The 15440-nt window shown below is 49.6% G+C and carries 17 protein-coding genes; 1 reads left to right on the forward strand and 16 read right to left on the reverse strand.

Annotation, left to right across the window (positions count from 1 at the left end; genetic code table 11):
• Nucleotides 1-7: 7 nt before the first annotated feature.
• From ndk to trmJ, 11 genes are all read right to left on the reverse strand, one after another.
• Entirely contained in the window at nt 8-439 is a 432-nt protein-coding gene (gene ndk / locus ACOCLE_RS09230; protein ID WP_419536459.1) for a nucleoside-diphosphate kinase, read from the reverse strand.
• A 426-nt stretch (nt 440-865) separates the two neighbouring features.
• Entirely contained in the window at nt 866-1069 is a 204-nt protein-coding gene (iscX, locus tag ACOCLE_RS09235; protein ID WP_419536460.1) for a Fe-S cluster assembly protein IscX, read from the reverse strand.
• A gap of 76 nt (nt 1070-1145) precedes the next feature.
• Complete coding sequence (gene fdx, locus ACOCLE_RS09240; RefSeq protein ID WP_419536461.1) at nt 1146-1484, reverse strand: ISC system 2Fe-2S type ferredoxin; 339 nt, start codon at nt 1482-1484, stop codon at nt 1146-1148.
• A 2-nt stretch (nt 1485-1486) separates the two neighbouring features.
• The gene (gene hscA / locus ACOCLE_RS09245) at nt 1487-3364 is read right to left on the reverse strand and encodes a Fe-S protein assembly chaperone HscA (RefSeq protein WP_419536462.1); all 1878 of its coding nucleotides are present in this window, start codon (nt 3362-3364) and stop codon (nt 1487-1489) included.
• 21 nt (nt 3365-3385) lie between these two features.
• Nucleotides 3386-3928, reverse strand: coding sequence for a Fe-S protein assembly co-chaperone HscB (gene hscB / locus ACOCLE_RS09250; RefSeq protein WP_419536463.1), 543 nt, complete (start codon nt 3926-3928; stop codon nt 3386-3388).
• Nucleotides 3929-4104: 176 nt separating this feature from the next.
• Complete coding sequence (gene iscA / locus ACOCLE_RS09255; protein WP_066016292.1) at nt 4105-4437, reverse strand: iron-sulfur cluster assembly protein IscA; 333 nt, start codon at nt 4435-4437, stop codon at nt 4105-4107.
• 104 nt (nt 4438-4541) lie between these two features.
• Nucleotides 4542-4946 carry a Fe-S cluster assembly scaffold IscU gene (gene iscU, locus ACOCLE_RS09260; RefSeq protein WP_066016291.1) on the reverse strand — a complete coding sequence of 135 codons (405 nt, stop codon included), beginning with the start codon at nt 4944-4946 and terminating at the stop codon, nt 4542-4544.
• A 62-nt stretch (nt 4947-5008) separates the two neighbouring features.
• The gene (locus tag ACOCLE_RS09265) at nt 5009-6223 is read right to left on the reverse strand and encodes an IscS subfamily cysteine desulfurase (protein ID WP_419536464.1); all 1215 of its coding nucleotides are present in this window, start codon (nt 6221-6223) and stop codon (nt 5009-5011) included.
• A 109-nt stretch (nt 6224-6332) separates the two neighbouring features.
• Nucleotides 6333-6803, reverse strand: coding sequence for a Fe-S cluster assembly transcriptional regulator IscR (iscR, locus tag ACOCLE_RS09270; RefSeq protein WP_419536465.1), 471 nt, complete (start codon nt 6801-6803; stop codon nt 6333-6335).
• 584 nt (nt 6804-7387) lie between these two features.
• Nucleotides 7388-8206, reverse strand: a complete 819-nt coding sequence (cysE, locus tag ACOCLE_RS09275) for a serine O-acetyltransferase (protein WP_419536466.1) — start codon at nt 8204-8206, stop codon at nt 7388-7390.
• Between the two features lie 154 nt (nt 8207-8360).
• Nucleotides 8361-9101: a tRNA (cytosine(32)/uridine(32)-2'-O)-methyltransferase TrmJ gene (gene trmJ, locus ACOCLE_RS09280; RefSeq protein WP_419536467.1), complete on the reverse strand. Its 741-nt coding sequence runs from the start codon at nt 9099-9101 to the stop codon at nt 8361-8363.
• A 336-nt stretch (nt 9102-9437) separates the two neighbouring features.
• On the opposite strand from trmJ, the gene ACOCLE_RS09285 reads away from it, so the two are divergent.
• Entirely contained in the window at nt 9438-10238 is an 801-nt protein-coding gene (locus tag ACOCLE_RS09285; RefSeq protein WP_419536468.1) for an inositol monophosphatase family protein, read from the forward strand.
• Between the two features lie 20 nt (nt 10239-10258).
• On the opposite strand, the gene ACOCLE_RS09290 is transcribed toward ACOCLE_RS09285, so the two are convergent.
• The 5 genes from ACOCLE_RS09290 to tgt all read right to left on the reverse strand — a co-directional run bounded on the left by ACOCLE_RS09290 (nt 10259) and on the right by tgt (nt 15382).
• Entirely contained in the window at nt 10259-10648 is a 390-nt protein-coding gene (locus tag ACOCLE_RS09290) for a hypothetical protein (RefSeq protein WP_419536469.1), read from the reverse strand.
• Between the two features lie 73 nt (nt 10649-10721).
• Nucleotides 10722-11639, reverse strand: a complete 918-nt coding sequence (secF, locus tag ACOCLE_RS09295; RefSeq protein WP_419536470.1) for a protein translocase subunit SecF — start codon at nt 11637-11639, stop codon at nt 10722-10724.
• A 10-nt stretch (nt 11640-11649) separates the two neighbouring features.
• The gene (gene secD, locus ACOCLE_RS09300; RefSeq protein ID WP_419536471.1) at nt 11650-13518 is read right to left on the reverse strand and encodes a protein translocase subunit SecD; all 1869 of its coding nucleotides are present in this window, start codon (nt 13516-13518) and stop codon (nt 11650-11652) included.
• A gap of 115 nt (nt 13519-13633) precedes the next feature.
• Entirely contained in the window at nt 13634-13981 is a 348-nt protein-coding gene (gene yajC / locus ACOCLE_RS09305; protein WP_419536472.1) for a preprotein translocase subunit YajC, read from the reverse strand.
• A gap of 267 nt (nt 13982-14248) precedes the next feature.
• The gene (gene tgt, locus ACOCLE_RS09310) at nt 14249-15382 is read right to left on the reverse strand and encodes a tRNA guanosine(34) transglycosylase Tgt (protein ID WP_419536473.1); all 1134 of its coding nucleotides are present in this window, start codon (nt 15380-15382) and stop codon (nt 14249-14251) included.
• Between the last annotated feature and the right edge of the window lie 58 nt (nt 15383-15440).

Below are 15440 nucleotides of genomic sequence, written 5' to 3' on the forward strand. Positions count from 1 at the left end.
AATTCAGTTAACGCGTTCTGGGGCAAATCTCCGAATCTTCGAAGAAGTAGGCCACTTCACGCTCAGCAGATGCTACTGAGTCAGATCCATGAACCGCATTTTCATCGATGGTTTCTGCAAAATCAGCCCGAATCGTGCCTTCTGCGGCCTCTTTCGGATTAGTAGCCCCCATCAATTCACGATTCAGGGCTACCGCATTCTCACCTTCAAGAACTGATACGACGACAGGTCCTGAAGTCATAAAAGCAACCAGGTCCTTATAGAACGGACGCTCTTTGTGTTCAGCATAAAAGCCCCCAGCCTGCTCATCAGAGAGATGAAGCATCTTGGTCGCCACAACATTCAACCCTGACTGCTCAAAACGAGCAAGGATTTTACCGATGACACTCTTGGCTACTGCATCAGGTTTTATAATGGATAAAGTGCGCTCTACCGCCATTACGATCTCCAGATTGTCATTTTCGTGCCCTTGCGGGATTGTTATTACTTATTAAAAACGTACGACTCTCTCAACTGTCCATAGCTGGAGTTCTGGCAGCATTGTATACAATAGAGTCGATAGTGTCAGTCCCTTATGCCTCAAGGTAACAAAAATAGCATTTAAACTCTCGCCAGGTTTTAGCAAACAAGACTCATTTCATCAGCATTTTTGTTTACAAGAAAACAGCTCTCAAGAGAAAAAATCGACTTAAAAAAGCAAAAACCGTCAACGTCCAGCCCCAAAGGCTCATATATCAAGAGTATAAAAAAAATGCCTCTAATGAGGCATTTTCATAGTATAGGAGAGCAAACAGGAAAGGATAAACATTCCCAATTACATCAAGCGAAAAGCAAAAAATTACAGCCCTTGGAAGATCTCTCAAGCTCAGTCTTCAGATTCTTCGATCCACGCCATCTGAATGGCCTCAAGAACCTTTTCGCCACAGCGTTCAGGATCATCCTCAAAACTGTCCAGCGCCAGAATCCAGCTTCTCAGATCAACAAAATTGACATACTTGGGATCCACATCCGGATATGCCTCATAAAGCTCAATGGCGATATCATAAACATCCGACCACTTTAAACTCATTTCCCCACCCCATGATCATTGATAGATCTTGCCCGGAACCAAGCACTAAATACCCCGGGCAGACCAGAAACAGAAATCAACGACGCTCAGAAACCTGGTTAATGGTGTATTTAGGAATCTCCACCACCAACTCCTCATTACCCACAACAGCCTGACAGCTCAGCCGGGACTCAGGCTCAAGCCCCCAGGCCTTGTCCAGCATATCCTCTTCGAGCTCATCCGGCTCCTCCATGCTGTCAAAGCCTTCTCTGACAATGACATGACAGGTGGTACAGGCACAGGACTTTTCACAGGCATGTTCGATCTCAATACCATGCTGCAATGCTGCGTCACACACCGTAACGCCTGGCTCTGCTTCAATTACCGCACCTTCCGGACACAGCTCATCGTGGGGTAGAAAAACGATACGAGTCATAATCAGAACTCCTCCAAATCATCTAACTTCTGTCCGGAAAGAGCCTGACGAATACCCTGATTCATTCGACGGGCAGCAAATTCTTCACTGGACTTACCAATACGTTCAATTTCGCTGGCAATGGCCTTGGCATCACCGATGTCACGACACTGTTTCAGCGACTCAAGATCTGCCAGCAATGAAGCATATTCATCTTTGCTCAGCAGTGTCTGACCATCCTTGTCCAGTGCAACCACCAGTGCCTCAATTACACGATCTGCCTCAACCTGCTGCTCCAGCAACGCCCTTGCATCACGATCATCACCAGCATGCTCAAAGGAATCTTTCAGCATTCGGGAAATATCTGAATCACTGAGACCATAGGAAGGCTTCACTTGGATACTGCTCTTAACCCCAGTTGACAGCTCCTCCGCAGCAACACTGAGCAGACCATCAGCATCCACCTGAAAGGTCACACGGATTTTCGCACCGCCTGCAGGCATAGCGGGAATCCCACGCAACTCAAACCGTGCAAGAGAACGGTTATCGCGAATCAGTTCTCGCTCACCCTGGAAGACATGAATGGCCATTGCTGTCTGGCCATCCTTGTAGGTTGTAAATTCCTGGGCTCGACTGACAGGAATGGTGGTATTTCGATGGATTACCTTTTCCATCAGGCCCCCCATGGTTTCCAGCCCCAGAGAGAGCGGAATAACATCCAACAGGAGCATATCTTCTGCTGATTTATTGCCAGCCAGAACATTCGCCTGGAGAGCCGCACCCACAGCCACCACCCTATCAGGGTCAATCGATGTCAACGGCTGCCTGCCGGAAAACGCCTCAACCCTCTCACGAACCCTGGGTACGCGGGTAGAGCCACCCACCATAACCACTTCATCAATCTCATTGGCTTTCAGCCCCGCATCCCGAAGGGACCGTTTGAACGCACGGATGGTACGATCAACCAAAGGATCCACCAGTTCGTTAAACTGCTCACGGGAAAGCGTCCCACGCCACTCCCCAAAGTTGACTTCAACTTCAGTCCCGGTGGTCAAGGCTTCCTTAGCCCGACAAGCCTCAACCATCGCCTCCCGAAGCTGCAGTGAGTTAATGGAAGACTCATCAACCCCCGCCTCACGAAGCATCCAGCGCGCCACCATCCGATCAAAGTCATCACCACCCAGGGCAGTATCACCACCGGTAGCCATCACTTCAAAAACGCCTTTTTCCAGACGCAAAATCGAGATATCAAACGTTCCGCCGCCAAGATCGTAAACAGCGATAATACCTTCGCCCCCCTGATCCAGGCCATAAGCAACGGCAGCCGCAGTGGGCTCATTCAACAGACGATAGACTTTCAACCCTGCAAGCCTGGCAGCATCTTTTGTTGCCTGCCTCTGGGCGTCATCAAAATACGCTGGCACAGTAATCACTGCACCATCCAGATCGCCACCCAATGTCTCTTCTGCACGACCAACCAGAGAACGGAGAATCTCAGCAGACACCTCCACCGGACTGACATCACCCCGCCGGGTTTTGATGAACGGCATGCCTTCACTGTTTCCCGAAGCATCGGTGACAAACTGGTAGGGCAATACACCGCCAAGGGCATCCACATCCTCGAGCCCACGACCCATCATTCGCTTGACAGAGATAATGGTATTTTCCGGGTCAACCAGAGCACTGGCTTTAGCGGTATTGCCGACATCAACCCTCCCCTCTCCATAGTGAACAACGGAAGGTAAGGTATGATTTCCATCGATATCAGGAAGCGTCTCAGCAGCACCTGATCGAACAGAAGCGACCAGGGAGTTGGTGGTGCCCAGGTCAATGCCTACAGCACGCTTGTATTGATGAGGTTCCGGAGCCTGTCCCGGCTCGGAAATCTGCAGTAACGCCATATCTGCCTCTTCTCTTCCTGATTAGTCGTCCAACAACTCGGATTCCAGCTGTTCCAATTCAGCCGCCAGCTTTACCATGAACTGCATCTTTCTTACAACCGTTTCTGCCTGATCAAGATCCTGTTCTGTTCCAGACACCCAGAAACCTTCAAACTTCTGAAGGTATCGATGAATATCCGCATCCACCTGACCAGCCAGTTGCTCCACTTCCTGTTCAGGGTTTTTGCTGGACTTGATATCAGCAACAGACTCACGCAACTCCATCTGTTCCATCAGAAACACTGGATCCATGATGGTGTTGCGCTCCATATCAACATCGCGGCCAGACAGTTTCAGCAAATAGATTGCCCTGCTCAACGGCTGTTTCAGCGTATTAAAGGCCTCATTAACATGGGAAGCATATTGAATAGAGAGGCGCTGCTGACGATCATCATCTCCAGCAAATCGATCAGGATGCACTGCCCGCTGTAACGCCCGGTACTGACTGGACAGCCGCCGCTGATCAACCTGACAGGAAACAGGCAACTCAAAAAGCTCAAAATAGTTTTTGGTTAAATCAACCACAACGCAATCAAATCCCAAGTCAGAAATGACATACTGGAGCATTCAACATAAAAATGTGTGCTCCTTAAATGAATAAGGCCCGACCAGTGTGAACCAGCCGGGCCGCAAGGCAAATCAGCAGTATCAGCTGACCTCTTTAACAGTATTCATGAAGCCGGAGTGCTTCAGAAGCACCGTCAGCCAGCATCAACATTAAAGCTTTCACCGCAACCACACTCACTGGCAGCATTCGGATTGTTAAACTGCAAGCCTTCATTGAGCCCTTCCTTTACAAAGTCCAGCTCTGTGCCATCCAGATAAACCAGACTCTTTGGGTCAACAAACACTTTGACTTCGTGATCTTCAAAAACCTGATCACCTTCATCAACTACATCCACAAATTCAAGGACATAGGCCATACCAGAGCATCCCGAAGTACGTACACCCAGCCTGATGCCGAGCCCCTTGCCTCTTCGGGTAAGCTGCCCCCTGATATGACGGGCAGCCGCTTCGGTTACGGTAATTGCCATTTAATACTCCATCCACTTCCGGGAAATCAACCGATTCCACCGGCTACAATCCTGCACTACTTAATACTTAACTACAGGGCTTCAATACACTACCAGAGACAGCATCAGGCAGCTGGAGCTGCGTCATCATGCTTCTGCTTGGCTCGATAGTCGTCAATTGCCGCCTTGATAGCATCTTCAGCCAGAACTGAACAGTGAATTTTTACAGGTGGCAGCGCAAGCTCTTCCGCAATATCAGTATTCTTGATGGTTGCCGCTTCATCCAGCGTCTTACCCTTCATCCATTCTGTTGCCAGGGAACTGGAAGCAATGGCAGAGCCACACCCATAGGTTTTGAAGCGGGCATCTTCAATGACGCCTTCATCGTTAACCTGAATCTGAAGACGCATGACGTCTCCACACGCTGGAGCACCGACCATGCCAGTGCCCACACTTTGAGAATCCTGGTCAAGCTTGCCTACGTTGCGCGGATTCTCGTAGTGATCGATAACCTTTTCGCTGTATGCCATTTTCCTCTCCTCCGGGGCAGCTCACCTCAGTGCCTACCCCTAAATTCTGTTAACCCTGAGCGTTAATGCGCAACCCACTCAACCTGGCTTAAATCAACACCGTCTTTGTACATATCCCACAGAGGGGACAGTTCTCTGAGTTTTGCAACCGCTTCGCGAATCTCAGAAACAGCATGATCCACTTCAGCTTCTGTAGTAAATCGACCCAGACTGATTCTCAGGGAACTATGGGCCAGCTCATCGCTCAAACCCAAGGCCCTCAGCACATAAGAAGGCTCAAGACTGGCGGAGGTACATGCCGAGCCAGAAGAGATGGCAAGGTCTTTCAGGGACATCATCAGAGACTCCCCTTCAACAAAGGCAAAGCTGATATTCAGAATCCCCGGAACTCTCTGCTCAAGAGAACCATTAACATGAACTTCTTCCAGATCGGAAAGCTGGGAAAGCACCCTCTCCTTCAGCCCAGTCAGACGTGTTCTTTCGGAATCCATCTCCGCCGCAGCGATACGACAGGCCTCACCCATCCCAACAATCTGGTGAGTTGCCAGAGTACCGGAGCGCATGCCCCGCTCATGACCACCACCGTGCATCTGGGACTCCAGGCGAATACGAGGCTTGCGGCGAACATAAAGGACACCAATACCTTTCGGGCCATAGAGCTTATGGGCAGAAATAGACAGCAGGTCAACCTTCATGGTTTCCATATTCAGCGGGATTTTGCCGGCACTTTGTGCTGCATCCACATGGAAAACAATCTTGCGCGAACGGGTCAGATCACCGATCGCTTCAATATCGTTGATCACACCAATTTCATTATTGACGTGCATCAAACTAACCAGAATGGTGTCATCCCGCATCGCCTTTTCAACCATCTCAGGCGTAATCAGACCGTCGCTGTCAGGATCCAGGTAAGTGACTTCAAAGCCCTCCCGTTCCAACTGCCGACAAGTGTCCAAGACAGCCTTATGTTCAATACGGGATGTGATAACGTGCTTACCCTTTTTACTGTAAAAATGGGCGACACCTTTGATGGCCAGGTTGTCGGACTCGGTAGCACCGGAGGTCCAGACAATCTCTCTTGGGTCAGCGTGAATAAGATCTGCAACTTGACGACGGGCATCTTCAACCGCCTCTTCAGCACGCCAGCCGAAAACATGGGAGCGGGAAGCCGGGTTACCGAAATTACCTTCAAGAGAGAGGCACTGAATCATCTTCTCAGCCACTCTCGGGTCAACCGGTGTTGTTGCGGAATAATCGAGATAAATAGGTAATTTCATCTGGTACATCTCCAGGCAGTCAGTACGCTCAATGCCCTTGATTCGCAAAGGGTTAAAATCATCATGCCCCTACACATTCCTCTTTTTTAACAACGTTAAAAAAGATTCCTCACAGAATGGTGTCTGCGGCAATTTTGTTGTCTTGCTGCTCATCCTGACGAATAGCAACATTTTGCACTTCCCTGCGCGCAACAAGATCAGCGAGGCTGATCCCTCCAAGAAACGAATGAATCTGCTCACTCAGGTCCTGCCACAAGTGGTGGGTCAAACAGGTTACGCCTTTCTGGCAACCACCTGCCCCCTTGCACTTTGTTGCGTCTACGGACTCATTGACCGCATCGATCACCTGAGCAACATAAATAGCGTCAGCACCACGACTGAGCCGGTACCCTCCCCCGGGCCCCCGCACACTGCAAACCAGATCACCACGACGGAGTTTGGAGAACAGCTGCTCCAGGTAAGAGAGAGATATCCCTTGACGATCCGAAATATCTGCGAGAGAAACCGGCCCCTGATCGGCATGAAGTGCCAGATCCAGCATGGCGGTCACCGCATAACGTCCTTTGGTCGTCAATCTCATACAACATCTCTCTTGCTATTCAGGCAGAGTTATCACTCTTGTATCAGTTCCTAATTACTTTAAGTCCATGACTCTTAACTGCGACTCTCCCAGCAGCAGAATCTTCACAGACTCAAGGTATCTGCATGAAATTATGAAATACCTTAGCAAAATAGTCAACTATTAGAGATAAAACAGAAGCGAATAGTCAAATAAAGCGGGGATATAAAAAGATTTTAAAAAGCAGCTTCATATAATTTTTCGGCATTTTATAGAAACAGGAGCCAACTTTCAAAGCGATTACAATTTGCCCAGCCCCAGAGGTTTAATCAACGAACTAAAAGCGCCTACCAAAAGCCCCCTTGAGCAAGGCACATGGCGTGACCAGGAGATGCAACCATCTTTATCGAGCTTGCTTTATGAAATTACCACAACCAAGCATACTCTTTACGCACATCAAAAATTCACAGGTCATCGAGTCACACAACGGCAACTCAACGACCTCTGACAATTGAATTCAGACCAGCTTAGCCCTGGAGAAACAACAACCCTGAATAATAAGTAAGGGCTATAGGAACCACTCCGATAAGAAGGCTAACAACAAATCAGGAAACAGCCTCTCTGGAGTCATCCTTAACCGGCGCAAAGTCCTCTTTCTTCAATTCAGGCAGTGGTCGCACCTTGCACTCGAGGCCATTGTCTTTTAACACCTGGCACAAAGTCTCAAAGCGTGAATCCACTTCATGGAGATGATCCAGCATGGCCGAAATGGCATGAGCCGTTGGGTCAGGCATTTCAGACGTGACAGCATAAGCATCAAAGCCCATTTTTTCTGCAATTTTTTCTGCATTGGCATGACGGCGCTCACCATTGCTGCCAGCAACCTCTGGCTTCTTCACAATCCTGCCGGGAATCCCAACAACCGTCGCGCCGGGGGGCACTTCACGCACAACCACCGCATTTGACCCAACCCGGGCCCCCTCTCCCACAACAAATGGCCCAAGCACTTTGGCTCCAGCACCTACAACAACGCCATTAGCCAGTGTAGGATGCCGTTTACCCTGATTCGCAGGATGCTCCTTACCTTTATTAGGAGAAGTCCCCCCCAGTGTCACACCGTGATAAAGAGTAACATCATCGTGTATTACGGCGGTTTCACCAATAACAACGCCCATACCATGATCGATAAAAAAGCGTCGCCCAATGGTCGCTCCCGGATGTATCTCAATGCCGGTCAACCAGCGGTTGAATGTTGAAAGCATACGCCCCAACCACAGAAACCCTGACTTCCAGAGTTTATGAGAAACCCTGTGCAGTAAAAGCGCGTGCAGCCCGGGGTAATTCGTAACCACCTCAAACGTATTACGAGCCGCCGGATCACGGTCCATTACCGTTTTAATGTCTTCTTTTATTCGCTCAAACATGGTCTGCGCCTGTCTGTTATTTTCCCTGCTGGATCGTGGGAAGATAACGCCAATCTTACCGCCCCACAATCGTCAAAGCTTCTGACCAATAATTAGCAAATCAACGATATTCAGAAGCCTCCATCACTGCTTTGAAAACAAGCAGCTACTGTATTCACTCTTTTTCTTCAGAACCAAGACATCGCTGAGTCTCTGACAGAATCCCCCGCAGAATGCTCAGCTCAACACGGTCCGGACGTACCCGGCCATAAAGCCGTCTCAACTTAGCCATGATCTTCTCGTGACTGCTGTGATCAAGGAAACCAATCTCCATCAGCACCTGATACAGATGATCATAGTAACGCTCCATATCATCCATATTTGCCAATTCATGACTGCGAGGCTGTGGCATCTCAAGCGCTTCAGCGCTGATCAACTGCATCATCCGCAATTCGTAACAAAGTACCTGTACTGCAGCTCCAAGATTGAGTGAACTGAACGCTTCATTGGTTGGAATATGAACCTGCAGATGGCAGCGTCTCAATTGCTCATTGGTCAGACCTTTATCTTCCCGACCAAAAATCAACGCAACTTTATGAGTCTTTGCTTCATCAATGATACTCTGGGCACAGTCTCGAGGATCCACCAGCGGGAGAGACACCCCTCTCACTCGCGCACTGGTACCAACCACAAACTGGCAATCCGCAAGAGCCTCATCCAACGTTTCACAAACCCTGGCATTTCTCAGGATATCGTCAGCTCCAGAGGCCAGCGCTGTTGCGGTACCGGATGGAAAGTCATCAGGCGCGACCAGACATAACTGGCTTAACCCCATGGTTTTCATAGCACGGGCAGCAGCCCCGATGTTACCGGGATGGGAAGGATTAACCAGTACAATGGAAATATTGTCGAGCACCGCAGGAATCTCTAGCTTTGTGTAGTATCAGCCCGTCAGTGTACTCAAATTACGGCCAATGCCAAGCTTATAGTAAAACTACTGACCAGTGGAGGCACATGCTCCATTGCAAGTTAAAGCGCATCCTGTCAGAATCCGCTCCCACTTTTTCGTAAAAATATTGTCATCTCTACTGGACAAACGTTTTTACACGCTGGATGGCTGCGCAGCTGATTGAGCGATACCCCTACTCATCACTGCCAGGATACAAACGGATCTGCGAATCCGGTATAATTCCATCCCCATACGATCTTTCACATTTCAGATGTAATTAAGCCTATGCAACCGATGGTTAATATGGCGCTGCGTGCAGCGCGCCAGGCTGGCGAAATCATAGCCCGCGCCTACAAAGATCTCGATCACGTCAATGTCGAGTTCAAAAGCCGTAACGACTTTGTAACCGAGGTAGACAAGGCTGCTGAGAAAGCCATTATCGCTTCTCTGAGCAAAACCTACCCTGACCATGGATTCTACGGTGAAGAAAGCGGACACCGTGAAGGCAAAGGCGAAGGCAAAGATTACCTCTGGATCATCGACCCTCTTGACGGCACCACCAACTTCATCAATGGCATCCCGCATTTTGCGGTATCCATTGCCGTTCAATACCGTGGCCGTCTTGAACACGCCGTTATTCTTGACCCCCTCAAAGAGGAAGAGTACTGCGCCAGCCGTGGCCATGGTGCCACCCTGAACAGTAAGCGCATCCGCGTAGGCAATCGCAGAAACCTGGAAGGCGCCCTGATCGGTACCGGCATCCCATTCATGAACCCGGGCATCAACCATCTGGACAGCTACCTGAACATGATGAGAACCCTGCTGGGCGATACCGCTGGCATTCGCCGCGCCGGCTCTGCAGCGCTGGACCTGGCTTATGTTGCCGCTGGTCGCCTGGATGCGTTCTGGGAAATCGGCCTGCAGGATTATGATATGGCCGCAGGCGTTCTGATGATTCAGGAAGCCGGCGGTCTGGTTGGCGACTTTAAAGGTGGTCACACCTACATGAAGAACAATCAGATCGTTGCCGGTAACAGCGGCTGTTTCAAAGAGATGCTGAAGCGAATCAGGCCTTTCGTTACCGAAGGCATGTTCCGTTACTGATTAGATAAAAAGTGAGGCACTTACGCCTCACTTTTTCTTTTCTGACATTGCCAGATCAATTGGCAACCTACATAAAACATCAGAATACCAACCCCATCAGCCAGCATATCCCCCAGGGAAAAATCCCGATACCCACTCTGCCCCTGCAACACCTCAATCAACACGCCGAACATCATTAACAGCACTGGCTTGCGAAAGCCCCAGACCGTCGATGGATAGGCCAAAACCTCCATGACAAACGCCAGCACAAAAAACACCAGCGCGTGCTTGACCTTATCATTCATAAAACCGGAAGGATCAGCCTCACCCGGAATTAACGACATTACCAGAACAATAACAAGCAGAGATAAAAACAGAACCCGACACAACGCTACCGGCACTCTCTGCATACGACGTAATGAGAAAAACACACATCCCCCCAACAACTACTCATAAAAAAACCGGCGAAAACGCCGGTTTTTTTTAACCTCTGAAGCTCGCCCGTTATGGCATCTGGTCGAGATCTTCATTTTCCTTCACTGGAACGATCAGATCTTCCCTGCTGATTCTCATATAGATCAGCATATTCGAAGCGATATAAATGGAGGAATAGGTACCCACACCCACGCCCACAATCAATGCCAGGGCAAAGTTGTGAATCATATCACCACCAAAAAGGAACAACGCCAGCAACACCATCAAGGTGGTACCGGAAGTTGCCAATGTACGACCCAGGGTCTGGGTCAATGAAACATTGATAATTTCCTCTGCATCACCTTTTCTCAGCTTGCGGAAGTTCTCACGGATACGGTCATAAACAATGATCGTATCGTTCAGGGAGTAACCTATCACCGCAAGCAGCGCTGCCATCACCGTCAGGTCAAACTGCAATCCTAACAGGGCAAACAGCCCCAGAGTAAAAATCACATCGTGAGCCAGCGACAGAATAGCACCAACAGAGAACTTGAACTGGAAGCGGAAAGCAATGTACAGAGTGATCAGCAGCATGGCGAACAGCATACCAAGACCACCTTGCTCCCTCAGCCTCTCACCCACCTGAGGTCCGACAAACTCAACCCGGACGGCTTCAACATTTCCGTCATAGTTCTGATCCAGAAGACTGGCAACCGCCGCCCCCATTTTCGGGTCATCCCCAGGGATACGAACCAGAATATCCTCAGCCGAACCAAACTCCTGAACAACAATATTCTCATAACCAGCCGTTGCCAGCTGATCACGAATATCAGACGTTTTCACCGGTTGGTCATAAACCAGCTCAATCAGCGTACCACCGGTAAAATCCAGCCCCCAGTTTATCCCTTTAACCGCAAGAGCCCCGAATGAACCCAGCATTAACAACAGCGACAGCACCGAAGCGAAGGAGCGCAGCCGCATGAAATTTATGATTTTCAAATCATTCATCACTGCCACCTCAAATATACAGTTTCTTCAGGTTACGACCACCGTGGGTCAGGTTAACCAGAGCACGCGTCAGAACAATGGCTGTGAACATGGACGTCAGAATACCGATACACAGGGTTACGGCAAAGCCTTTTATTGGGCCGGTTCCCACCGCAAACAGAATGATACCCACGAGCAGGGTTGTGATATTACCATCGAAGATGGACACAAACGCCCGATCGAAACCGTCATGAATTGCTCGCTGAATCGGCCGCCCATTGCGAATCTCTTCCCGAATACGAGAGAAAATCAGAACATTGGCGTCCACCGCCATACCCAGCGTCAACACAATACCGGCAATACCCGGCATCGTGAGTGTGGCGCCAAACAAGCTCATCACCGCCATCAACAGCACAAGATTCATGGCCAGGGCAATATTCGCCAGCAAACCAAACACCCGATAAACAACAACCATGAAGATCAGAAGTAGAAACAGACCGATAACGGTAGAATGAACACCCATCTGGATATTCTCTGCACCAAGGCTTGGACCCACCGTTCTTTCTTCTGCGAAATACATCGGAGCTGCAAGGGAACCCGCTCTCAACAGCAGCGCCAGCTCAGAGGCCTCTGCCGTTGAGTTCAGACCGGTAATACGGAACTGGTTACCCAATGCACTCTGAATGGTTGCCAGACTGATAATGCTTTCTTCCTGCTGGAAACTCTGAATAGTTTCCTTAATCTGCTTACCATCTACTGTCTTGGTGACAACCTTGGTCACAGGCTTCTGCTCAATGAAGATCACCGCCATGGCACGCCCTACGTTGTTACGCGTGGCTCGGTTCATTACGGTACCGCCATGACTGTCCAGGTTGATATTAACCTGCGGCTGGCCGGTCTGGGCATCAAAGTTGGACTGAGCGCTGGAAACCTGATCACCGGTAATGATGATGTCCCGCTCAAGATCCACTGGAGGACGACGGGAATCCCTGAAACTGAACGACTCTGTACTGGCTCTGGAGGCATTTGGCAGTGCTTCAAGGCGGAACTGCAGGTTGGCGGTTTTACCCAGAATACGCTTCGCTTCTGCCGTATCCTGAACACCCGGCAGTTCAACCACGATACCGTTACGTCCCTGACGCTGAACCAGTGGCTCAGAAACACCCAGTTCATTGACACGGTTACGTACCGTTGTCAGGTTCTGTCGCACCGCATAATCTTCAATCTCTTTAATCGCCGTTTCAGAGTAACGATAAGAAAGCACAGAACGACCATTAACTTCAGAGTTTTCTACCGTCAGATCCGGAAAATCTTTGCTGATCAGGCGAGCGGCCTTATCGCGGGACGAAGCATCATTAAATGCCATCTGTCGCGCACCATCAGCACGCTCTGGCATCGTACGATAACGAAGCTTTTCTTTACGGAGGGAGGATCGGATTTCTGAGGTAGCAATGTCCATTTTCAGCTGAAGGGCTTTAGCCGTATCGACCTCCAGCAGGAAGTGAACACCACCGGAAAGATCAAGCCCGAGCTTCATTGGGTATGCCCCAATAGAAGTCAACCATTCTGGCGTAGTCTGAGCCAGGTTGATGGCAACAACATAATCATCACCAAGTACTTCTTTGATCAGCGATTTTGACAACTGCTGCTGATCAGCACGGTTAAGACGAATCAGCAATGCCTTGTCGTCAAGCTCAACAGACTTAACATCAACATTGGCAGCTGCCAACGCCTTTTCAGCACGCTGCTGAACTCGCTCATCCATCACTCTGGACGAACTGGCACCAGTCACCTGTACTGCGGGGTCTGCGGGATAAAGATTGGGAAGGGCATAAAGAAACCCGAGACCTACGATGACCAGAATCAGCAGGTACTTCCACAATGGATAGCGATTGAGCATGGCTCACCGGTTCCTGATTTAATAGTGAAGCGCCATAGAGGCATTGTTATACGACGTTTGGCACAGTCCATTTGGTGAAAAAAAGCAGCCTGAAAGAGGCTGCTTTTTTCAAAGCTTATTTAATAGCTTTAATCGTACCTTTCGGCAAGGTTGCGGCAACAGAGCCCTTCTGGAAGTTCAGCTCCATATTATCGGCAACCTGCAGGGTTACAAACTCATCCGTTACATTGCTTACTTTGCCGAGAATACCACCGGTAGTGACTACTTCATCACCCTTGGTAAGACCAGCAACCAGGTTCTTGTGCTCTTTGGCACGCTTGCTCTGGGGACGCCAGATCAGCAGCCAGAAGATCAGCACAAAACCACCCAGCATCACCAGCTGACCGATCATACCCGGTCCAGCTGCTGCAGCAGCCGCACCACCTTCTGCAGCAGCGTGTGCCTGACTGATGAAAGGAATCATTCCAATACTCCTAATCGTATTATTACTGTTGACGCAGCAATTTACCTGAAAAACAACCAGTCCGGAACCCACCCTTTCACCGAAAGAAGGCAAAAGCGGTGCCAGAACCCACCCTTTCACCGAAAGAAAGCAAAAGCGTCAACCCATGGGATCTGACATCTAAGGGATGTTTATCCGGATTTACATAAACAGACTGTTTATTGGGACTATCCAGAAAATATCAACCCTGGCAGGACCGATAATCACCCAATAGATCCTGAAAAAGGATCAACCCCAGTCAGGAACATCCTGTCCACGCTTGCGATAGAACTCTTCGACAAATTCTTCCAGCTTACCTTCTTCGATAGCGCCCCTCAGGCCTGCCATCACCCGCTGGTAATAACGCAGGTTATGAATGGTATTCAGCATGGAACCCAGAATCTCACCACACTTATCCAGATGATGAAGGTATGAGCGACTGAAATTCTGGCAAGTATAGCAATCACAGTGTTCTTCAAGCGGACGCTCATCCATCTTGTGAGCGGAGTTACGGATCTTGATAACACCCTCGTCCACAAACAGGTGGCCATTACGGGCGTTTCGTGTTGGCATAACGCAGTCGAACATATCAACGCCTCTACGAACCGCCTCCACGATATCCTCTGGCTTGCCAACACCCATCAGGTAACGTGGGTGGGTCTCAGGAATCTTATGAGTGATGTGGGAGAGAATACGCATCATATCCTCTTTGCTTTCACCCACAGAAAGGCCTCCAATGGCATACCCATCAAAACCAATCTCAGTCAGACCAGCAAGAGAAACGTCACGAAGCTCTTCAAACATCCCGCCCTGGATAATACCAAACAGTGCAGAGGGGCTTTCACCATGGGCTGCCTTGGAGCGGGCCGCCCAACGCAGAGAGAGCTCCATAGAAGTACGCGCCTGCTCCTCAGTCGCATCCCCCGGCGTGCACTCGTCAAAGATCATCACGATGTCTGAACCCAGCTCACGCTGAACCTGCATGGAAATCTCAGGGTTCAGGAACACTCTGGAACCATCAACCGGAGACTGGAAAGAAACGCCCTCTTCCGTAATTTTGCGCAGCTTGCCCAGACTGAACACCTGAAAGCCGCCGGAATCCGTCAGAATCGGACCGTGCCACTGGTTAAAGTCGTGCAGATCCCCATGTTTCTGAATAATCTCGGTGCCCGGACGAAGCATCAGGTGAAAGGTATTACCCAGGATAATTTCAGCACCAATCTCTTCAATATCCCGTGGCAACATGCCTTTTACAGTGCCATAGGTACCCACTGGCATGAAACAAGGGGTTTCAACCGTTCCACGGGGGAATGTCAACCGACCACGACGGGCTTTGCCATCGGTAGCCAGCTGCTCAAACTTCATAAAGCATTCTCTTGTCATGAATTCTGTTTAGCTCTTTCTCTTAAACCACAAAGACACACCGTCTTTAAACTCAACA

The sequence above is a fragment of the Endozoicomonas sp. genome (genome assembly GCF_965196975.1).
In the GTDB taxonomy this organism is placed as follows: domain Bacteria; phylum Pseudomonadota; class Gammaproteobacteria; order Pseudomonadales; family Endozoicomonadaceae; genus Endozoicomonas.